At 74.0% G+C, this 20399-nt stretch carries 19 protein-coding genes and 1 pseudogene; 9 read left to right on the top strand and 11 right to left on the bottom strand.

All coding sequences use genetic code 11. From position 1 onward, the window contains the following. Positions 1-479: 479 nt before the first annotated feature. Positions 480-1145 (bottom strand): class I SAM-dependent methyltransferase, encoded by a 666-nt coding sequence (locus GA0070622_RS12005; RefSeq protein WP_091573381.1) that lies wholly within the window; start codon positions 1143-1145, stop codon positions 480-482. 71 nt (positions 1146-1216) lie between these two features. Here GA0070622_RS12005 and GA0070622_RS12000 point away from each other — a divergent pair, with 71 nt between their 5' ends. After that, positions 1217-2083, top strand: a complete 867-nt coding sequence (locus GA0070622_RS12000) for a serine hydrolase (RefSeq protein ID WP_091573380.1) — start codon at positions 1217-1219, stop codon at positions 2081-2083. A 4-nt stretch (positions 2084-2087) separates the two neighbouring features. On the opposite strand, the gene GA0070622_RS11995 is transcribed toward GA0070622_RS12000, so the two are convergent. Continuing rightward, a complete protein-coding gene (locus tag GA0070622_RS11995; protein ID WP_091573379.1) occupies positions 2088-2885 on the bottom strand; it encodes a tyrosine-protein phosphatase in 798 nt (265 codons plus the stop codon). A gap of 44 nt (positions 2886-2929) precedes the next feature. Here GA0070622_RS11995 and GA0070622_RS11990 point away from each other — a divergent pair, with 44 nt between their 5' ends. Together GA0070622_RS11990 and GA0070622_RS11985 are read left to right on the top strand one after the other, a co-directional pair. After that, entirely contained in the window at positions 2930-4027 is a 1098-nt protein-coding gene (locus GA0070622_RS11990; RefSeq protein ID WP_091573378.1) for a mandelate racemase/muconate lactonizing enzyme family protein, read from the top strand. A gap of 56 nt (positions 4028-4083) precedes the next feature. Further along, the gene (locus tag GA0070622_RS11985) at positions 4084-5001 is read left to right on the top strand and encodes a C40 family peptidase (RefSeq protein WP_091573377.1); all 918 of its coding nucleotides are present in this window, start codon (positions 4084-4086) and stop codon (positions 4999-5001) included. 60 nt (positions 5002-5061) lie between these two features. On the opposite strand, the gene GA0070622_RS11980 is transcribed toward GA0070622_RS11985, so the two are convergent. From GA0070622_RS11980 to pnuC, 3 genes are all read right to left on the bottom strand, one after another. Continuing rightward, complete coding sequence (locus GA0070622_RS11980; protein WP_091573376.1) at positions 5062-6060, bottom strand: TerC family protein; 999 nt, start codon at positions 6058-6060, stop codon at positions 5062-5064. A gap of 506 nt (positions 6061-6566) precedes the next feature. After that, positions 6567-7652, bottom strand: a complete 1086-nt coding sequence (locus tag GA0070622_RS11975) for an AAA family ATPase (protein WP_245666190.1) — start codon at positions 7650-7652, stop codon at positions 6567-6569. Next, positions 7649-8302 carry a nicotinamide riboside transporter PnuC gene (gene pnuC, locus GA0070622_RS11970; RefSeq protein WP_091573375.1) on the bottom strand — a complete coding sequence of 218 codons (654 nt, stop codon included), beginning with the start codon at positions 8300-8302 and terminating at the stop codon, positions 7649-7651. Before pnuC ends, GA0070622_RS11975 begins: the two co-directional genes overlap by 4 nt. 99 nt (positions 8303-8401) lie before the next feature. On the opposite strand from pnuC, the gene GA0070622_RS11965 reads away from it, so the two are divergent. Further along, on the top strand, positions 8402-8695 hold the full coding sequence (locus tag GA0070622_RS11965) for an antibiotic biosynthesis monooxygenase family protein (RefSeq protein ID WP_091573374.1): 294 nt from the start codon (positions 8402-8404) through the stop codon (positions 8693-8695). A gap of 90 nt (positions 8696-8785) precedes the next feature. Here GA0070622_RS11965 and GA0070622_RS11960 read toward each other — a convergent pair whose 3' ends face one another. The 4 genes from GA0070622_RS11960 to uvrB all read right to left on the bottom strand — a co-directional run bounded on the left by GA0070622_RS11960 (position 8786) and on the right by uvrB (position 13137). Next, entirely contained in the window at positions 8786-9685 is a 900-nt protein-coding gene (locus GA0070622_RS11960) for a DUF5753 domain-containing protein (protein ID WP_091573373.1), read from the bottom strand. An 84-nt stretch (positions 9686-9769) separates the two neighbouring features. Further along, a complete protein-coding gene (locus GA0070622_RS11955; protein WP_091573372.1) occupies positions 9770-10138 on the bottom strand; it encodes a VOC family protein in 369 nt (122 codons plus the stop codon). A gap of 25 nt (positions 10139-10163) precedes the next feature. Then, positions 10164-10997 (bottom strand): helix-turn-helix domain-containing protein, encoded by an 834-nt coding sequence (locus GA0070622_RS11950; RefSeq protein ID WP_091573371.1) that lies wholly within the window; start codon positions 10995-10997, stop codon positions 10164-10166. Between the two features lie 28 nt (positions 10998-11025). Continuing rightward, positions 11026-13137 (bottom strand): excinuclease ABC subunit UvrB, encoded by a 2112-nt coding sequence (gene uvrB, locus GA0070622_RS11945; protein ID WP_091573370.1) that lies wholly within the window; start codon positions 13135-13137, stop codon positions 11026-11028. 441 nt (positions 13138-13578) lie between these two features. Between uvrB and GA0070622_RS11940 the strand changes: the two genes are divergently transcribed. After that, positions 13579-15081 (top strand): serine/threonine-protein kinase, encoded by a 1503-nt coding sequence (locus tag GA0070622_RS11940; protein WP_245666189.1) that lies wholly within the window; start codon positions 13579-13581, stop codon positions 15079-15081. A 26-nt stretch (positions 15082-15107) separates the two neighbouring features. On the opposite strand, the gene coaE is transcribed toward GA0070622_RS11940, so the two are convergent. Continuing rightward, positions 15108-16286 (bottom strand): dephospho-CoA kinase, encoded by a 1179-nt coding sequence (coaE, locus tag GA0070622_RS11935; RefSeq protein WP_091573368.1) that lies wholly within the window; start codon positions 16284-16286, stop codon positions 15108-15110. A 189-nt stretch (positions 16287-16475) separates the two neighbouring features. Continuing rightward, positions 16476-18005, bottom strand: a complete 1530-nt coding sequence (rpsA, locus tag GA0070622_RS11930) for a 30S ribosomal protein S1 (protein WP_091573367.1) — start codon at positions 18003-18005, stop codon at positions 16476-16478. A 320-nt stretch (positions 18006-18325) separates the two neighbouring features. Between rpsA and GA0070622_RS11925 the strand changes: the two genes are divergently transcribed. From GA0070622_RS11925 to GA0070622_RS11910, 4 genes and pseudogenes are all read left to right on the top strand, one after another. Beyond that, the gene (locus GA0070622_RS11925) at positions 18326-19129 is read left to right on the top strand and encodes a class I SAM-dependent methyltransferase (RefSeq protein ID WP_091573366.1); all 804 of its coding nucleotides are present in this window, start codon (positions 18326-18328) and stop codon (positions 19127-19129) included. Between the two features lie 56 nt (positions 19130-19185). Further along, positions 19186-19788 carry a Uma2 family endonuclease gene (locus GA0070622_RS11920; protein WP_245666188.1) on the top strand — a complete coding sequence of 201 codons (603 nt, stop codon included), beginning with the start codon at positions 19186-19188 and terminating at the stop codon, positions 19786-19788. A 41-nt stretch (positions 19789-19829) separates the two neighbouring features. Further along, positions 19830-20048 carry a hypervirulence associated TUDOR domain-containing protein gene (locus GA0070622_RS11915; RefSeq protein WP_091573364.1) on the top strand — a complete coding sequence of 73 codons (219 nt, stop codon included), beginning with the start codon at positions 19830-19832 and terminating at the stop codon, positions 20046-20048. Beyond that, a pseudogene (locus GA0070622_RS11910) lies at positions 20035-20379 on the top strand (DUF3140 domain-containing protein); the annotation flags it as partial. The gene GA0070622_RS11915 and the pseudogene GA0070622_RS11910, both read left to right, overlap by 14 nt. Between the last annotated feature and the right edge of the window lie 20 nt (positions 20380-20399).

Genomic DNA, 20399 nt, shown 5'->3' with positions numbered 1-20399 from the left:
GCGGCGATTTTAGAGATCAACTCTGCCGCCAACCTCATGATCGACGGGGTAGGGGCGAGATCTTGGTACGAAATGGCCGCCATAGGGGCGTTTTCCTTCCAAGATCTCCGCGCTTCTCAATGTGTGGTATGGGCTCTCGAATTGTGGGAGGGGACGAACCGGTGAGGCGAGGGGCGGGGCGGGGCGGGGCGGGGCGGGACTGAACGGAAGGGGGTCGCGATGGGGTGCGGGAGGCGGGGACGCGTTCCGCGGCGAAACGCCGGGGTCGGCGGCCGGTTCCTGGCCCCGGTCACCGCGCCGTTGCGACTGTTCGACGGGTGAATGGCACGACGGGCGGGAGCTGGCAGGACGGAGCCGAACCCCGTGGCCGGGGAACGAAAGGACGGGGCAGGAAGGGCCGTGGCGGAGCGGGAGGCAGTCGCGGAGACAGCGGGGAGCCGGGCAGCGGGACGGGTGTGGGCACCGGCGGCGGGTGGCCGTCAGTGGGGTCTGGTGGCGCGCAGGGCCAGGACGTCGGGGATCGGGCCGGAGCCGGACTCCACCACCCGGTCGAGCACCAGGCCGGCGGCGGCGACGGCGGTGAGCAGGTCGGCCAGGGGCAGGTGCCAGGCGCCCACCCGGGCCCGTACCCCGCTCGCGTTCCAGGACCGGGTCGTGCGCTCCCGGGTGGCGTAGCCGCCGTCGATCACGATCCGCTCCGGCTCGGACCGGTCCGCGAAGGCGCCCACGAAGCACGGATGCACCCCGATGTGCACCAGCCGGCCGCCCGGGGCCAGCACCCGGGCCGCTTCCGCGATCGCGGCCGGGTAGTCCGGCATGTCGGTGTGCGCGAGCACGCAGACCACGGCCGGCAGGGCACCGTCGGCCAGCGGCAGGGCGGTGGCGTCGGCACCGGCCACCGGCAGCCGGGAGCGGGCGTGCCGCAGTTGCCCGGTCGACAGGTCCACCCCCACCGGCGACCAGCCGAGCCGGTGCAGCTCGGCCACGTGCGCCCCAGTGCCGCAGCACAGGTCCAGGCACCGCCCGGGGCCGGTGCCCAACAGCTCCGCCAGCACCGATCGGACCCGGTCCATGTAGGCAGCGGACCCGACGGTGGCGTACTCCTCGTACCAGTCCGCGATGTCGTCGTACAGGGCGGTCGTCATGTCCGCACGCTAGCCCCGGACCCGGCCGTGCCGCTGCCCCGCGACCGCCGAAGATCCGCTACGGTCACCCCATGATCTGGGAGGACCTCGACGCGCACCTGGACAAGGTGCCCGGCACCGTCTCCGCGTACGTGGGCCGCCCCGGCGCGCGGCCCACCTGGACCCGGCGGGCCGACACCACCCACTACGCGGCGAGCACCATGAAGGTCGCCGTCCTGGTGGCGCTGCACCGCGCCGCCGAAGCCGGCCGGCTCGACCTGGACGCGCCGCTGCCGGTGCGCAACTCCTTCGACTCCGCGCTGCCCGGCGCGCCCCGCTTCACCAACGCCCGCGACTACGACAACGACGAGGCTGTCTGGGAGCGCGTCGGCGGCGCCGCCCCGCTGCGCTGGCTCGCCGAACGCATGATCGTCCGCTCCAGCAACCTGGCCACCAACATCTGCATCGGCCAGGTCGGCCTGCCCGCCGTCGCGCAGGCGTGGGCGCTGGCCGGCGCGCGGCACAGCGTCACCGGCCGCGGCATCGAGGACTTCGCGGCCCGCGACGCCGGCATCGACAACCTGGTCACCGCCGCCGACCTGGCCGCCCTCCTCGGCGAGCTGGCGCTGGGCACGACCCGGCCCGGCCCGCTGGCCTCGCCGGCCGGCTGCGCCGCCATGCTCGACGTGCTCGTCGCCCAGGAACACCGCGAGGACCTGGCCGCCGGCCTGCCCGACGGCACCCGCATCGCACACAAGAACGGTTGGGTACGCGGTGTCCGCCACGGCGCCGGCGTGGTCTTCCCGGACGACGCGCCGCCGTACACCGTGGTGGTGTGCACGACCACCGACCTGGCCGACGGCGGCGCGGACGGCGAGCAGGTCGAGGACGACGCCTGCCGGCTCATCGCGCACGTCTCCGCACGGGTGTGGGACGCCCGGCACGAGCTGGCCGGCTGAGCCCCTACTCCAGCAGGCCCGCCCGCAACCCCGCCCGGACCTCGTCGGTCACGCCCAGCCCGTCACGCAGGTACGCCTCGAACGTGCCGTGCACCCGGCGCACCTCGTCGTAGGCGGCGTCGAGATACTCCGGGCGCACCTCCAGCAGCGGCCGGGCCACCGCCGGGTCCAGGTCCGGCCGACGGCGCGTCATGGCCGTCAGCAGCACCTCGCGCAGGCTCTCGATCAGCTCGTTGTGCCGCAGGTAGTCGGCCCGGATGGCCGGCTCCGGCACCCCCAGCGCGGTCAGCAGCACCACCGACAGCCAGCCCGTCCGGTCCTTTCCGGCCGAGCAGTGGAACAATAGCGGCAGGTTCCCACCGTCCGCGGCCAGCCGCACCGCGGCGCCAAACCCGGCCCGGGCCGACTCCCCGGTGACGAACCAACGGTAGATCGCCGTCATCGCCCCCGGCATGCCCTCGGTGGCCAGCGCCGCGTACGCGTTCAGGTCGTGGCCCTGGAGCACGGCCGAGACGTACGTGAACACCGGGTGCGCCGCGTCGTAGACCGGCAGGTGCACCCGCCGGGGCTCACCCACCAGTCGGTCCGGCGGGGCCACCGCCTGCTCGTCGGCGTCGCGCAGGTCCACCACGCAGGCCACCCCGAGCTTGCCCAGCACCGGCAGGTCGTCGTCGGTGAGCCGGCCCAGCGCCGCGGTACGCAGGAGCCGCCCGGCGCGGACCCGCCGCCCGTCCGTCGTCGGCAACCCGCCCAGGTCGCGGGCGTTCGGCGCGCCCACCAGCTCCCAGTCCCGCCCGGTCATCGGCCCTCCCCTGCTCGCCACCAGTTGCCTATAGGGTGCCCCACATGACGATCGCCGCGGTACGCACCCACCGGCTCTCGGCCCCCTTACACACCCCGTTCGTCACCGCGCTGCGCCGCACCACCACCGTGGAAACCCTGGTCGTCGAGGTGATCGACAGCGACGGTCGCTCGGGTTTCGGCGAGGCCCCGCAGGTGTGGCAGGTCACCGGCGCGTCGGTCGCCGGGGCCGAGGCGTGCGTCCGCGAACTGCTCGCGCCGCTGCTGACCGGCCGCGACGCGGACGACCTCCAGGCCCGGTGCGCGCAGGTGCGCGGGGCCGTGGTGGGCAACGAGTCGGCGAAGGCGGCCGTCGACGTGGCGCTGCACGACCTGGCCGCGCGGCGACTCGGCGTACCCCTGGTGCGGTTGCTCGGCGGCACCGCGCTGCGCGTCCCGACGGACGTCACGCTGGCCGCCGGCGACGCGGTCGACCTGGCCACGGCGGCCGGCCGGCGGCGGGCCGAGGGGTTCACCGTGCTCAAGCTGAAGGTCGGCACCGACGCCCGCGGCGACCTGGACCGGGTCCGTTCGGTGCGTGCCGCCGTCGGCCCGGACGTCCGGATCCGGCTGGACGCCAACCAGGGGTGGACGCCCCGCGAGGCGGTCCGGGTGATCCGCGGCATCGAGGACGCCGGGCTCGACGTCGAGCTGGTCGAGCAGCCGGTGTACCGCCGCGACCTGGACGGGCTGGCCTGGGTCAGCGACCGGGTGGACCTGCCGATCCTCGCCGACGAGTCGGTCTTCGACGTGCGCGACCTGGTCGAGGTGATCCGCCGCCGGGCGGCCGACATGGTCAACGTCAAGCTGGCCAAGTGCGGTGGGCTCCAGCCGGCCCGCACGCTGCTCGACCTGGCCGCCGCGCACGGCATGGGCACGATCGTCGGCTCGATGATGGAGGGTCCGGTCGGCGTGGGCGCGGCCGCCAGCCTGGTCGCCGCGTACGGCACCACGGCTGTGTCGGACCTCGACGCCGCCTGGTGGCTCGCCTGGTCGCCGGTCGGCGGCGGGCTCCGGTACGAGGGCTCGACAGTGCTGCTGCCGGACGCGCCGGGGCTCGGGATCACCGACGTGAGTGAAGCTAAGGTTCAAAGCCGTGGTTGAGTGTCGTTGGAATTTTTCATAGGGTCGCCCGGAGAAGCGTGGGAGGAGGGGTGCACATGGCGCCTCAGCCGGGCCACCAGGCCGTCGTACGGGTCGCGGTGGCGACCCTGTGGACCGCACCCGAGGCGGTCCGCGCGATCGACCGCCCCGCCCTGGCCGACCCACCCGACGTCGCCGCCTGGATCGCCGCGATGGACACCGAGCAGCAGGTCGGCGACTGCGTCCTGACCCAGCTGCTGCTCGGCGAGCAGGTGCTGGTCACCGAGGTCCGGCCGGACGGCTGGGCCCGGGTGGTCGCGCTCGGGCAGCCGGCCGCCAAGCTCGACGTCCGCGGCTACCCGGGCTGGCTGCGCACCGCCCACCTCGCCGGGCCGGCCGACGCCGCGCCGTCCGCCGGCACGCTGGTGGTCGACGTCGTCCGCACCGCGCTGCGCGCCGCCCCGGACGGCCCGCCGGCGCTTCCCGGCGTGGTCCTCGGCACCCACCTCGCCTCGGCCGGGCGACCGGTGGACGGCTGGCGGCCGGTCCGCGCGCCCGGCGGGGTCGACCCGCTCTGGGCGCCGGAGGGCGACCTGGTGCCGCTGCCCGGCGAACGGCCGGAGGCCAAGGAGGTGCTCGCGGTCGCCGAACGGCTGCGGGACCTCGTCTACGTCTGGGGTGGCCTGTCCACCGACGGCATCGACTGCTCCGGCCTGGTGCACCTGGCCTGGCGGCGGTACGGGACCACCCTCCCCCGGGACGCCGACGACCAGGCCGAGGCCACCACGCCGCTGGCGTTGGACGACGAGCGTCCGGGCGATCTCTACTTCTTCGCCCGCCCCGGCCGGCGCATCCACCACGTCGGCATCGTCTCGGCCGAGCCGCACGACGGCCGGCGCCGGATGCTGCACGCCTGCTACCGCACCCGCCGGGTGATCGAGGAGGAGCTGCCGGAGGCCCGGGTCGCCACCCTCGTCGGCGCCCACCGGGTCTGACCGGGCAGACGGATCAGGGGCGCCCCCGACCGGCCGGGACGCCCCTGACGTACGTACCGGTCAGCTACGCGCCTCGGCCAGCTCGCGCCGCCGGTCGCGGGACGACTTGACCAGGCTGGCCACCGTGGCGACGGCCAGCGTGCCGAGGATGACGGTCAGCGACAGCCAGATCGGGATGTGCGGCGCCCAGGCCACGTGCTCACCGCCGTTGATGAACGGCAGGTTGTTGTCGGCCAGCGCCTCCAGGACCAGCTTGACGCCGATGAAACCGAGCACCACGGCCAGCCCGTAGCTGAGGTAGATGAGCCGGTCGAGCAGCCCGCCGAGCAGGAAGTAGAGCTGCCGCAGCCCCATCAGCGCGAAGACGTTGGCGGTGAAGACGAGGTAGGGCTCCTGGGTGATGCCGAAGATCGCCGGGATCGAGTCGAGCGCGAAGATCAGGTCGGTGGTGCCGATCGCGATCATCACGATCAGCATCGGCGTGAACAGTCGCCGCCCGTTCTCCCGGGTGGTCATCCGCGCCCCGTCGAAGTCCCGGGACAGCGGCAACGCCTTGCGGCTCCACCGGATCAGCAGGTTCTCGCTGAACTCGTCCTCGTCCGGCTCGCCCTGCCGGGCCAGGTTGACCGCCGTGTAGATGAGGAAGGCGCCGAAGATGTAGAACACCCAGGAGAACTGGGAGATCAACGCGGCGCCGGCGGCGATGAAGCCACCGCGCATCACCAGCGCCAGCAGGATGCCGATGAGCAGCACCTTCTGCTGGTACTGCCGGGGCACACCGAAGCGGGCCATGATGATCACGAAGACGAAGAGGTTGTCCACCGACAGGCTGTACTCGGTGAGCCAGCCGGTGTAGAACTGGCCGGCGATGCTCGCCCCGGACGTCGCCCAGAGCACCGCGCCGAAGACCAGCGCCAGCGCCACGTAGAAGCCGACCCAGAGGCTCGACTCCCGGACGCTGGGCTCGTGCGGGCGGCGACCGATGATGAACAGGTCGGCGAGCAGGACCGCGATCATCGCGGTCAGGGTTACCGCCCACACCAATGCGGACACGTTCAAATCCATCCTCCGGCAGACACGCAGCGTCGGGCACACCGTACGCCGGGTGTGGGGCCGGGGTGCGTCGACGCTGACTCTGGTGACTGTCGGAGGTCTCTTCCGCCGGGGCCTGGTGGTCCCGACCGACGGAGCCGGGTCGAACCACCGGGGGTGCCGGCGCTCTTCCGTGCTGACGACTCCGTCGCGGGGGAATACTCCCCTCCTCGGCCGCCATTGTTCACCATCACCCCCGGGTGCCGCATCTCCGGGCGCCCGAACGCCGCCGGCACGTGCGCGGGCTCACGTCGCGAAGGGCATCCTAGGAGGCTAGGTGAGGGTCTGGAGGCGGCCCTTCGGGCGTGCCACCGGGAGCCGAGCCGAACAGTCGAGAGCGATATACCGCTGAGGCATAAAGATGACCCAGCGGTATATCGCCCGTCGCGAACCCATCGGTCGGAAGCACCTCGCGGGCCGATGTCCGGCGCCCACCGGGACACGAGCAGGGCGCGCCAGTGGAGCAGGAGCCGTCAGAGGCGCGCGGGCAGCACCGGATCGGTGAACGACCAGCCGGCGGCCAGCAGCGCGTCGCACGCGGTCACCGCCGTGGCCAGCCGCTCCTCGTGCCCGCCGCGCAGCTCGACCACCGGCGCCCCGCACCCGGCCAGCTCGGCCCGGAACCGCCCGGTCATCCACGCCCGCAGGTGCTCCCCGTCGCGCAGGCCGTCGTCGTCGAACGGCACCCCGGCGTCGTCGGTGAGCAGGTACAGCGCCGGACGGCGGGCGGCGGCCCGGACCTCGGCCGAGGACGACCCCAGGTAGCGCTCCTCCCAGATCGCGGTGGCCCGGGCGTCGGTGTCGCAGAACAGCAGCGGACCGCTGAGCCGGGCCGCCGCGTCCTCGGCGGCCTGCTGCTCGCGGACCACCTCGACGAAGTCGTCCCGGTCCCAGCTCACGTCGACGACCGTCGCCGCCGGGCGGGACCGGCGCAGCGCGGCGAGCTTGCGCTCGGTCAGCTCGCGGCCGTACTCCGGCACCCAGGCGGTCCGGTAGTGGGCGGCCAGCGCCCGCGCCATGGTCGTGGTGCCGGTGGACTCGGCGCCGACCACCACCACCCGGCGGACCAGCCACGCCCGCACCGGCGGGCTCAGCCACCGCCAGTGCGCCGCCGGGTCCGCGCGCACCGCGGTGCCGGACACCGGTACGGCCCGACGCCCCGGGTCCACGGCGACCGCGACCGCGTCGAACCGGCGGGCCAGTTCCTCGCCGTACGCCTCGGAGGAGAAGACGGCGTCCACCGGCTCGCCGCCGAGCGCGTCGGCGAACACCGCGCAGTGCAGGTCCCAGACCGCCGGGTCCGCGTAGTCGACGGGGTGGTCGTCGTACCGGCCGACGAAGCGCACCCACGGGGTGTCGGCGTGGGTCTCGCGCAGCCAGGCCAACCTCAGCTCCAGCGGGATCGACTCCCGGCGGGACGGCGCCACCACCACGGTCACCGCGGCGCAGCGGGCGGCGGCCGCCTCGACCAGCGCGTGGTGCCCGGCGTGCGGCGGATAGAACTTACCCACCACCAGGCCGTGCCGGAACGGCCGTCGGTCGCCCGCGGGCCCGCTCACGCGGCCACCGGCGCCGGGCCGGGTGGCACCGGCGTGGCCGCCGCACGTCGCCGCAGGTCCGCCCGCCAGGCCCGCAACCCCACCACGCAGAGCGCCAGGAAGATCAGGTACAGGCTGCCGGTCAGCCACAGTCCCTTGTACGCGTAGAGCGGGATGTAGATGAGGTCGGCGGCGATCCACAGCCACCAGCTCTCCACCAGCTTGCGGGTCTGACCGTAGGTGGCCAGCAGCGACAGCGCCGTGGTGACCGCGTCGGCGAGCGGGACGGTGGAGTCGGTGGCCCGGTCCAGCAGCACCCACAGGCCGGCGGTGAGCAGCACCCCGGCCGCGCCCAGCGCCCACCACTCCCGCCGCCGCGTGCGGGTGACCGTCAACCGGCTGCGCCGCTCGCCGCCGACCAGCCAGTGCCACCAGCCGTAGACACCGAGCGCCACGTAGACGAGCTGGAGGCCGGCGTCGGCGTACAGGCCGGCGGTCCAGAACAGCACCATCAGCAGCAGCACGTTCGCGATGCCGACCGGCCAGTTCGCGATGTGCTGGCGGGTCACCAGCCAGACGTTCACCACGCCGGTGACGAAGCCGAGCAGCTCGGCCCAGGTGGTGCCCGCGCCCAGGACGGTGAACGCGGTGCCGGTGAGCCAGTCGAGCATGTGTCCTCCCCCCGCCGCCGGCGCCGCCATGGAGGGATGCGGCCCACCGGAGCGCCCCCGGAGCGTACCGGTGGGCGCCCGGCATGAAAGGCTGCGGTCATGGTTCTTGAGGTCGCGCTGATCGACGTGACGCCCGGAAACGAGGACGACTTCGCCGCCGCCTACGCGAAGGCCCGTCCGGTCCTCGCCGGCGCCGAGGGGTGCCGCTCCGTGCGGATGACCCGCGGGGTGGAGTCCCCCACCCGGTTCGTGCTGCTGGTCGAGTGGGACTCGGTCGAGGCGCACGACGTGAACTTCCGGCAGACCGAGCGGTTCGCGCAGTGGCGGGGGCTGATCGGCCCGTACTTCGCCGGCCCGCCGCTGGTCGAGCACTTCGTCGACGTGCCGGCCTGATCTGTCGTACCCCTCACATAGCCTGCGCGCGACGCGCGGCCACCGGTCCCGACGGGCATCGGGGGCGCCGGGCCCGGTGGACGCGCGGCGTCACTCCAGCTCGTGCGGGTCCCGGGGCCGGGGCACCGGCGCGGCCCCGAGCCGGCGGGCCAGCAGCTCGACCGTCGCCTCCTCGGTCAGCGCCGCCGCGAGCAGCCGCTCGATCACCTGCTCGTAGCGGGCCACGTCGGTCTCCGCGACCAGGCGCAGGTCCGTGGTGAGCGTCTCCACCAGCACCGTGCGCGGGTCGGCCGGGTCGGGATAGGCGTAGTAGGAGAAGGGCGCCAGCGGGTGCAGGTCGTCGCCGGGCGAAGCGCCGCGCGGCAGCACGCGGACGGTGACGTGCGGCCGCTCGGCCAGCGTCAGCAGGTGCCGCAGCTGGTCCCGCCACACGTCGGCCGGCAGGCCGCCCGGGTCGCAGGCCCGCTCGTCGATCAGCGCGGTGTAGTGCGGCGGGTCCGACCGCACCAGCAGCTCCTGGCGCACCGCCCGGGCGCGGACGTCGGCCTCCACGTCCACGCCGTCGGCGAGCAGCGCGCCGGCGGTCACCCGCAGCCGGGCGTACGCCGGGGTCTGCAACAGCCCGGGCACGAGCGCCGGCTGGTACTCGACGATGCGCTCGGCGCCCGCCTCCAGCTCGGCGTACGCCCGCTGCCGCTCACCCATCTCGCCCAACGCCTTGGACCAGCCGCGGCCGGTGGCGGCGTCGCGGGCGATGACGATCAGCTCGTCGCGCTGGTGCGCTGGCACCGCGTAGACGTCGAGCAGGTCGAGGACGTCGGCCAGGTCGGGCCGGCTCTGGCCCAGCTCGATGCGGGACAGCTTCGATGTGGACGCCCAGCCGAGCCGGGCGCACACCTGCTCCAGCGTCATCGACTCACGCCGACGCAGCCGGCGCAGCTCGACGCCGAGCCGCACCCTCCGGACGACAGGACTTGCTGACAACGGCATGCGCGCCTCCCAGGGTGGGAGCGTACGCATGACCATCACACACGGCAATACCTCGCTCGCGCAGAGCTACCGGGCGGGACGCGGTCAGGGACGGTAGGTGCCGAAGGACCAGACCACGCCGGCCACGTCGCGGGCGGCGTAGTCGCGGGAGCCGTAGTCGGTGTCGAACGGCGCCCGGACGATCTCCGCGCCGGCGGCGCGGGCCCGCTCGTGGTGCGCGTCGACGTCGTCGACCGCCACGTAGACGCGGTAGTCGTCGTCGGCCGGCCGGCTCGCCGGCGCGGGCCCCGGCCCGACCATGACCAGGTCGTCGCCGTGACCGAGTTGGGCATGGCGGATCGTGCCGTCGGGCCCCTCGTGCAGCTCGTGGACGGTGAGCCCGAACGCCGACCGGAGGAAGTCGACGCCGGCGCGGACGTCGGGATAGCGCAGGACCGGATAGATGCTTCGCATGGCGATCAGTCTGCCGCCCGCCGGGTCAGCCGGGATTGGACGAATGCGATCCGGCCCGGACCAGCGCCGCGGGCGTGGCGCCGGCGAACTCCTGGAACTCCCGGATCAGGTGCGACTGGTCGTAGTAGCCCCACCGGGCCGCCCGCTCCGCCCACCCCGCCCCGTGCGGACCGGCGGCCGGCGCCGCGCACAGGGTGCGGCCCAGGCTGGCGTACGCGCGCTCGAAGCGCAGGAGCCGGGCGACGGTCTTCGGCGGCAACCCGAACTCCTGCCGGAACCGCACCGCCAGATGGCGACGCGACCAGTCGACCTCGTCGGCCAGAGCGCCGACGCTCACCGCTCCCCCGGTGCGGTCGAGTCGCCGCCAGGCCCTCAGCAGGCGACCGTCGACCGGATCGGTGGCCGCCAGCCGCGCGGCGAGGGCGGCGTCGAGCCGGGCGAAACGCGCCGGCCAGGCCGCCTCGGCGGCCAGCTCGTCGCGGAGCCGGACCAGCCAGCCGCCGACCCCGTCGACCGGGACCGCCCGGTTGGCCAGCTCACCCAGGGGCACCCCGAGGAACCGCCGGGCGGCCGGCGCGCTCAGCACCACCTGCACGCCCGCGCCGGTCCCGGTGGTGCGGGTGACGCACCAGCCGTCGAACGGGCCGGCCAGGAAGGCGCTGCCGGAGACCCCCCGACCGACGGCGCGCGGGTCGGCGACGTCGAGCGGGTCGGCCCAGCCGAGGATCAGCACCACGAAGGCGCCCGCGACCTCCCGGCGCACCAGCGGGGTGGACGCGACCTCCCGGTAGCCAAGGTAGCGGTCGACCCACGGACACAGCCGGGGATCGGGCAACCCGACGACGGCCTCGGTCAGCATCGCACCCCTCCCCGCGCCGGCGCGCCGGTCACCGCACCCCGGCGGCGTCCATCCCGCGCAACTCCTTCTTGAGGTCGGAGACCTCGTCCCGGATCCGCGCGGCCAACTCGAACTGCAGCTCCCGCGCGGCCGCGAGCATCTGGTCGTTGAGCTCCTGGATGAGGTTGGCCAGGTCGGCCCGGGCCATGCCCTCGCGCGACGGGGTCGCCGCACCGCCCCGGCCCCCACGGCTGCGCGTCTCCTTCACCGGCGCCTTGCCCCGGGACAGCTGCCGGGCGGCCCCGCCGACCGTGGCGTTCTCGGTGTCCTCCGCCTCGCGGTAGATGTCGTCGAGGATGTCGTGGATCTTCTTGCGCAGCGGCTCCGGGCTGATCCCGTGGGCCTCGTTGTGCGCGATCTGCTTGGCCCGCCGGCGGTTGGTCTCGTCGATCGCGTTCGCCATCGACGGGGTGATCTTGTCGGCGTACATGTGGACCTGACCGGAGACGTTACGGGCCGCGCGGCCGATCGTCTGGATCAGCGACCGGCCGCTGCGCAGGAACCCCTCCTTGTCGGCGTCGAGGATCGCCACCAGGGAGACCTCGGGCAGGTCGAGGCCCTCCCGGAGCAGGTTGATGCCGACCAGCACGTCGTAGTCGCCCTTGCGCAGCTCGCGCAGCAGCTCGACCCGGCGCAGCGTGTCGACCTCGGAGTGCAGGTAACGCACCCGGATGCCGTTCTCCAGCAGGTAGTCGGAGAGGTCCTCGGCCATCTTCTTGGTCAGCGTGGTGACCAGCACCCGCTCGTCGCGCTCGGTGCGCAGCTTGATCTCGTGCATGAGGTCGTCGATCTGCCCCTTGGTGGGCTTGACCACCACCTCGGGGTCGATCAGGCCGGTGGGCCGGATCACCTGCTCGACGAACTCGCCCTGGGCCTGCTCCAGCTCCCACGGGCCGGGGGTGGCGGAGAGGAAGACCGACTGGCCCACCCGCTCCAGGTATTCGTCGAACCGCAGCGGCCGGTTGTCGGCGGCGCTGGGCAGCCGGAAGCCGTGGTCGATCAGCATCCGCTTGCGGGAGGCGTCGCCCTCGTACATCCCGCCGATCTGCGGGATGGTCACGTGCGACTCGTCGACCACGGTGAGGAAGTCGTCGGGGAAGTAGTCGAGCAGGCAGTGCGGCGGGCTGCCGGGCAGCCGGCCGTCCATGTGCATCGAGTAGTTCTCGATGCCGGAGCAGAAGCCGACCTGGCGCATCATCTCGATGTCGTAGGTGGTGCGCATGCGCAGCCGTTGCGCCTCCAGCAGCTTGCCCTGGCGCTCCAGCTCGGCCAGCCGCTCGGCCAGCTCGGCCTCGATGTCGCGGATCGCCCGCTCCATCCGCTCCGGACCGGCCGCGTAGTGCGTCGCCGGGAAGATCACCAGGCTGTCCACCTCACGGACCACGTCACCGGTCAACGGGTTGAGGTAGTAGAGCTTCTCGATCTCGTCGCCGAACAGCTCGATCCGGACGGCCAGCTCCTCGTAGGCCGGGATGATCTCCAGCGTGTCGCCCCGGACCCGGAAGGTGCCGCGCTGGAAGGCCATGTCGTTGCGCGTGTACTGGATGTCGACCAGCCGGCGCAGCAGCTGGTCGCGGTCGAGCTCCTGGCCCACCTTGGCCCGCACCGCGCGGTCGAGGTATTCCTCCGGCGTGCCCAGGCCGTAGATCGCCGAGACGGTGGCGACGACGATGACGTCGCGCCGGGTGAGCAGCGACATGGTCGCCGAGTGCCGCAGCCGCTCGACCTCCTCGTTGATCGAGGAGTCCTTCTCGATGTAGGTGTCGGTCTGCGGGATGTAGGCCTCGGGCTGGTAGTAGTCGTAGTAGGAGACGAAGTATTCGACCGCGTTGTGCGGCAGCAGCTCGCCGAACTCCTTGGCGAGCTGGGCGGCGAGGGTCTTGTTCGGGGCGAGCACCAGGGTGGGCCGCTGCAGCCGCTCGACCAGCCACGCCGTGGTGGCGCTCTTGCCGGTGCCGGTCGCGCCGAGCAGCACCGTGTTGCGGTCGCCGCGGCGCACCCGACGCTCAAGGTCGTCGATGGCTGCCGGCTGGTCGCCGGCCGGCTGGAACTCGCTGACGACCTGGAAGCGGCCGTCGAGCCGGGGAATGTCGAGCGCCATGACACCAACCGTACGCCCGCGGTCCGACACTTCCCCGACGACCACGGACCGTCCCTGATCGGCTTCGATATTCCCATTGTGTGGCTCATCTCACCGGTCTACCCTCGTACCGTAGGCCGCTCGCGGCGGCCGCCCGGGCCGGTGGCCGCCCCCTCCGGGGGCCCGGCCGCCCCCGGCGCCAGGGCCGCAGCACCCGGGACGACCGGCGTGCGCGCCCACGGTGGTCGCGCCGACGGCGCTGACCGGCCGCCGCGAGCGCCCCTGCTCGTCACCGAAACCCCACCGCCGCGTTCTCCACGTGTGGAGACCTCTCCCGAGCGCCGGCCGCGAGGCGATCACACCCCGGACAGCGGCGTGCCCACCCCGGCCGCGGAACCGGGCCGGCCGCGCACAGAGAGAGTCCCCCACCGGCCCACCGCGCGCGGCGGCGGCGACCAGGCCGTGCCACGCGAGCCGGGCCGGGGTCACCGGCGCGGCCGGACCAACGCCCCGGCGCGGCCGGCCACGGTCGCCGGTCGCCGTCGGCGGACCGACGCCGGCGCCGGCCGGTTGTCGGCCCGGTCCACCGGCCTCGGCGACGACCCGGAGACGGACGGCAGGGCCGACCCGCCCGATCCGCCGGGCCGGCGGCGCGTCGCGTTGGCCGCGCTCGTGGCGGCCGCCGCGGCCTCCGCGGCCGTCCTCGTCGCCGGCCTGCCGGGCGGCCCGCCGGAGCCGGCCGACCGACCCGGGGCGACGCGCGCGCTGAGCGCGGACGAGGCCGATCGGGTGGCCGCGCTGCGGGTCGGCAACCTGCGGGACGTCCGCGCCGGCGTGCGGATCGCCGTCGGCGCCGGCGGCGACCGCGTCGAACTGCTCGGCTGGGTCGACTGGGCCCGGCCGCTGGTCTACCTGGACGTCGGCGGTCCCGGCGCGGGCGCCGACCGCGGGCTGGCCCAGGCCACCGCGTCGACGCTGCTGGTCCGCCCCGACCCGAGCGCGCTGCCCACACCCGCGCGCCCGCCGCTGGTCCCGCCGGTCGACCGCTGGCGACTGCGCGAGCCGCCCGCCGGGCGGGGCCTGGCGGCCGTACGCGACCTCCTGCTCTCACTCGGCGCGGACCGGGTCGACCCGGCCGGACCGGACGGTCGCTGGCTGCGCCGGGAGACCCTCGGGGGCGTGCCGGTGGACGTGGTCCAGGCCCCGCTGGCCGGCGGCGCCACGCCGTCGGGCGGCCCCGCGCCGACGCTCTGGATCGACCCGGACGCCCGCCTGCACCGGCTGACCGGACGGCTGCCCGACGGCGCCCCCGTCACCGTCGACCTGGTCCGCGTCGACCGACCCACCCTGCGCCCGGTGGACGCGCTCGGCGGGCCGCCCGGGCAGCCCCGGGCGCTCACCGACGACGAGGCCGACCGGCTGGCCCGGCTGCCCGCCCGGCTGCGTGCCGCCGGTGGCGCGGCGGTGACCGTGGCCGCCCCGCTCGGCCCGTCCGCCAACCTGGGCGGCAACGGCACGCTGAGCTGGGCGGCGCCGTCGGCCTACCTGGCGGTGACCGACGAGGACACCGGCCGCCGCTCGCTGCGGTGGATCCGGCCGGGGCGGGTGGCACAGACACCCGGGTCTCCCGACGGTCCGGGCACGCCGCCGACGCCGGTGCCGACCGGGCTGCTCACGGCCACCGCCCGGCCGGCCGCCGACGACCTGGACCGGCTGGTCGACGCCACGCTGCGGGCCACGACCCGGGCACCCGCCGCGGCGGCGGTCCGGATCCGCGAGGACCGGCTGGCCGGCCGCGTGGTGGACGTCGTCGAGGTCCCGGGCGGCCGGCGCTGGTGGCTCGACCGGGGCGGGCTGCCGCGCCGGGTGGAGCTGCGTACCGGCCGGGGCGTCTGGGTCCGGCTCGACCTCACCCCCGGACGGAGACCGGGCGCCGGCCCGACGGCCGCGCCGTCCGCACGCTGACCGCCCACGGCGGGACAGGCGCCGCCTCAGGGGCGCCAGCCGGTCTGCGCGGCCCACTCCTCGGCCCGCAGGTGCTCCTCGTCGAACCAGGGATCGCCGAGCGTGCCCTGCTCGGCGCCCGCCGGCGCGGTGGCCGCCAGATCCCGCTTGACCTGGAGGTAGTCGGCCCGCCGCCCGGGGTCGGCGCGGAGGTGGTCACGCATCAGCAACGCGTACCGCCAGCCGGCGGAGCCGGCCGGGCTCAGGTGCAGCAGCACCGGACGACCGGGGTCCGCGCCGCCGTGCAGCCGCTTCGCCCAGTGCACCCGGTCGGGCCGGCGCGGCGCGTCCCACCACTCCCCCGGCAGGCGGGGGAAACCGGCCTCGGCGAGCCGGTCGGCGAGCGGCCCGTCCGCCTCCTCCAGCGACGGCACCGTCAGCTGGATGTCGATGACGTCGGGCGCGGCCAGCCCGGGCACGGCGGTGGAGCCGACGTGGTCGACCCGGACGTCGCCGCCGACCGCGTGCCGGATCCGGGCGGCCAGCCGCGCGTACTGCTCGGGCCAGGTCGGGTCGGGCCCGGTCGGCGCCGTCGGACCGGGCCGCACCGCGTGCCGCGCCCGGAGGTTGCGCTCGTAGGGCAGCAGGCGCTCGTGCCAGAGGCGGTCCACCGCGTCGTGCAGCTCGGCCAGTGTGCCGTCGTTGGTGAGCAGCGCGTCCGCCACCGCCCGCCGGCGGGCGTCGTCGGCCTGGGCGGCGATCCGCCGCTCGGCCTCGGCCGGGTCCATGCCCCGGTCGCGGGACAACCGCGCCAACCGGGTCGCCACCGCCGTCTGCACCACCAGCACCAGGTGGTACGTGGGCGCCAGCCCCACCTCCACCAGCAGGGGCACGTCGTTGACCACCACCGCGTCGGCGGGGGCGGCGGCGACCAGCTCGGCGGTCCGCGCCCGTACCCGGGGGTGGGTGATCGCCTCCAGCCTGCGGCGGGCCGCCTCGTCGCCGAAGACCACGGCGCCGAGGGCGGCCCGGTCCAGCGCCCCGTCGGCGTCCAGGACCCGGTCGGAGAAGGCGGCGACCACCTCGGCCAACCCCTCGGTGCCCGGGGCGACGACCTCGCGGGCGATCCGGTCCGCGTCGACGACCACCGCGCCGAGCGCGGCCAACCGGCGCGCCACCGCGCTCTTGCCGGATCCGATTCCGCCCGTCAACCCCACCTTCAGCACCCGGACAGTCAACCGGATGCCCGTCCGCGTGCCAACCGGGCCCCACCGGCGACGACCGGATCCGGTCGTCGCCGGAAACGGAGCGGACCCCGCCCCCGGCGCTCCGCTGGTGCGGAACGCGGGGACGGGGCCCGTTCGTCGGAGGCGACCTGCCGGCCCGCCCGAGGGTGGACCGACGTCAGCGACCGGTCACTTGCCGCCGGCGAGCTTCTCCCGCAGCGCGGCGAGCGCCTCGTCGGTGGCCAGCGTGCCGGCCGGCTCCTCGGCCTGACGGCTCGGGGCCGAGGTCGAGGTGGTGGTGGCGCTGGTGGTGGCCGGAGCCGGGTTGGCGGCGGCCTCGGCGTCGGCGGCGCGGGAGGTCTGCACCTGCTTGGTGTGGGCCTCCCAGCGCTGACGCGCCTCGGCGTACTGCTGCTCCCAGGTCTCGCGCTGCTTGTCGTAACCCTCGAGCCACTCACCCGTCTCCGGGTCGAAGCCCTCGGGGTAGATGTAGTTGCCCTGGTCGTCGTAGGTCGCGGCCATGCCGTAGAGGGTCGGGTCGAAGTGCTCCTCGCCCTCGACGAAGCCCTCGTTGGCCTGCTTGAGCGACAGCGAGATCCGGCGGCGCTCCAGGTCGATGTCGATGACCTTGACCATGACCTCGGAGCCGACCTGCACGACCTGCTCGGGGATCTCCACGTGGCGCTCGGCCAGCTCGGAGATGTGGACCAGGCCCTCGATGCCGTCGTCCACCCGGACGAAGGCGCCGAACGGCACCAGCTTGGTGACCTTACCCGGCACGATCTGCTGGATCGCGTGGGTGCGGGCGAACTGACGCCACGGGTCCTCCTGGGTCGCCTTCAGCGACAGCGAGACCCGCTCGCGGTCCAGGTCGACGTCCAGGACCTCGACCTCGACCTCCTGGCCCACCTCGACGACCTCGGACGGGTGGTCGATGTGCTTCCAGGACAGCTCGGAGACGTGCACCAGGCCGTCCACGCCGCCCAGGTCGACGAACGCGCCGAAGTTGACGATCGAGGAGACGACGCCCTTGCGGACCTGCCCCTTCTGGAGCTTGTTGAGGAACTCGGTGCGCACCTCGGACTGCGTCTGCTCCAGCCAGGCACGGCGGGACAGGACCACGTTGTTGCGGTTCTTGTCCAGCTCGATGATCTTGGCCTCGAGCTCGCGGCCGACGTACGGCTGCAGGTCACGCACCCGCCGCATCTCGACCAGCGACGCGGGCAGGAAGCCGCGCAGGCCGATGTCGAGGATGAGACCACCCTTGACGACCTCGATGACCGAGCCGCGGACGACGCCGTCCTCGTCCTTGATCTTCTCGATCGTGCCCCAGGCCCGCTCGTACTGCGCCCGCTTCTTGGAGAGGATCAGCCGACCCTCCTTGTCCTCCTTCTGGAGGACGAGGGCCTCGATGTGGTCACCGACCGAGACGACCTCGGCGGGGTCCACGTCGTGCTTGATCGACAGCTCCCGAGAGGGGATGACGCCCTCGGTCTTGTAGCCGATGTCGAGCAGGACCTCGTCCCGATCGACCTTGACGACGGTGCCTTCGACAATGTCGCCGTCGTTGAAGTACTTGATGGTCTCGTCGATCGCGGCGAGGAAAGCCTCCTCGGAACCGAGATCGTCGTGCGTGACCTTGTTGGCGCTCGAGGGGGCCTCGATGCTGCTCGTCATGTGGGCGGTTGCTCCGGTCGGATGGGTTGTCACAGCGGGCATGGGTGTCGCGGTGACTCTTCCGCGCCAGCGGATCCGTCGCGGGGCACACCGAACGATCGACGCGAGAAGATCATTAGTGGCTCCGGTGACCGCGCACCTGCTCCCTGCCGAGGCACACGATCCGCGAGCGCATCGTCTAGCCTACCCGCTGCATTACCACAGCGTGCAAGCCCTCCCGGGTCCGTGCGACCTCATCCGCTGCGAAAGCGGAGATTTCGCGCGGTAAGGTGCCACAGCTGTCTCGTCCGTCACACCTGCCCCACCCGCAACACGCCGACCCCGACCGGATCCGGCGCCCCAGTCCGCCCTAGCGTGGACGGGTGGACGACGACAGGGTGACCCGCCGGCGGGTCGACGCCGCCGAGATCCGCCGCGCCAACCGGGGCTGGTGGGACACCGACGCCGACGCCTACCAGGCCGAGCACGGCGCGTTCCTCGGCGAGACGGACTTCGTCTGGTGCCCGGAGGGGCTGCGCGAGGCCGACGCGCGGCTGCTCGGCGACGTCGCCGGCCGGCGGATCCTCGAACTCGGCGCCGGCGCGGCCGCCGCCGCCCGCTGGCTGGCCGCGCAGGGCGCCCGACCGGTCGCGCTGGACCTCTCCGCCGGCATGTTGCGGCACGCCGCCGAGGCCGCCGACCGGACCGGGGTACGCGTGCCGCTGGTGCAGGCCGACGCGCTCGCGCTGCCGTTCGCCGACGCCGCCTTCGACACCGTCTGCACCGCGTTCGGGGCGATCCCGTTCGTGGACGACTCCGCGGCGGCGATGCGCGAGGTGGCCCGGGTGCTGCGTCCGGGCGGCCGGTGGGTCTTCTCGGTCACCCACCCGATGCGCTGGATCTTCCTCGACGACCCGGGCGAGGGCGGGCTGACCGCCGTGCACTCGTACTTCGACCGGTCCCCGTACGTCGAGCAGGACGAGCGCGGCGTGGCCACGTACGTGGAGCAGCACCGCACGCTCGGCGACCGGATCCGGGAGCTGGTCGGCGCCGGCTTCCGCCTGCTCGACCTGGTGGAACCGGAGTGGCCGGCCGGGCACGAGGGGGTCTGGGGCCAGTGGAGCCCGCTGCGCGGTCGACTCTTCCCCGGCACCGCGATCTTCGTCGCCGAGAGGCCGGCGGACTGAGCGCGTCGCACGTCCGGTCCGACACCGGCCCGGTTCCCCGGCGGTACGCTCGCCGCATGAGCGCCGAGCCCGTCCCGACATCACCTGGCCCCTGGTGTCCGGACCCGATGCGGCAGCAGCGTGCGGACTACACGCTGGACGACCTGCTCACCCTGCCGGACGACGCCCCCCGCGTCGAACTCGTCGACGGAGTCATCCAGGTGACACCCTCCCCCACCCTGGGCCACCAAACCATCGCCAGCCTGCTCTGGCTCTGGCTCCGGTCCCACGCACCGACGCATGTCCAGGCCTCCCTGGCTGTTGGCGTTGGGCTCAGCCCCAACACCAGCCGGCAACCGGACGTCCTGCTCCATCACGCCGGGCTGCCGAGCGACCGGTCGCTGCTGCGAGCGGCGGACGTCGTCCTGGCCGTCGAGATCGTCTCCCCCGGCACCCGGCGGGTCGACCGGTTCGCCAAGCCGGGCGAGTACGCCGCCGCCGGCATTCCGTTCTACTGGCGGATCGAGCAGGATCCGGTGCACCTCTACGCCTACCGCCTCGGTGACCGGATCGGCCCGGGTGGCGAGCGCCAGTACGAGCTGGTGACCGACGGCAGCGAGGTGATCGAGCTGACCGAGCCCTTCGCCATCAAGCTGCCGATCGCGGAGATCCGGCCCTGACCGTGCCGTTAGCCGCTGGTGCCGGCGGGTAACCGGCCGGCATGGCCGAGATGGAGTTCCGCGCCGGCGACCACGTCTCCTGGGCCAGCCACAGCGGCCGGGCGTACGGGGTCGTCAAGGAGAAGCTGACCGAGCGCACCCACGTCCGCGGGCACACGGTGGACGCCTCGCCGGAGCAGCCGCAGTACCGGATCACCAACGACGACTCGGGCCGCGACGTCGCCCACCGCCCGGAGGTGCTCCGCCATGAGTCGCGCTGAGGATCCGCAGCAGACCTACCGGGAGTTCACCGACGCGGTGAACATGAAGCCCGCCGAGCTGACCCGCTGGCTGGAGAGCGACGAGTCCAAGCACGTCGGCTGGCACAAGAAGGGCACCAAGGGCGGCGAGTCCGTCGGGCACGACTCCGGCCGCAGGATCGTCGACCTGCTGCGCCGCAAGCGCGCCGACCTGACCGCGGCCGACTACAAGCACATGCGCAAGGTGATCGGGTACGTCCACCGGCACCTCGCCCAGCGGCCCTCCGGCGACGTCCGGGACACCCGCTGGCGCTGGTCGCTGATGAACTGGGGGCACGACCCGCTCAAGGGCTGAGCCCGCCTGGTCGCTCG

It is taken from the genome of Micromonospora sediminicola (genome assembly GCF_900089585.1).
Classification (GTDB): Bacteria; Actinomycetota; Actinomycetes; order Mycobacteriales; family Micromonosporaceae; genus Micromonospora; species Micromonospora sediminicola.
Note: the sequence above shows the minus strand (reverse complement) of the source record. Positions and strands in the feature narration are given on the sequence as shown.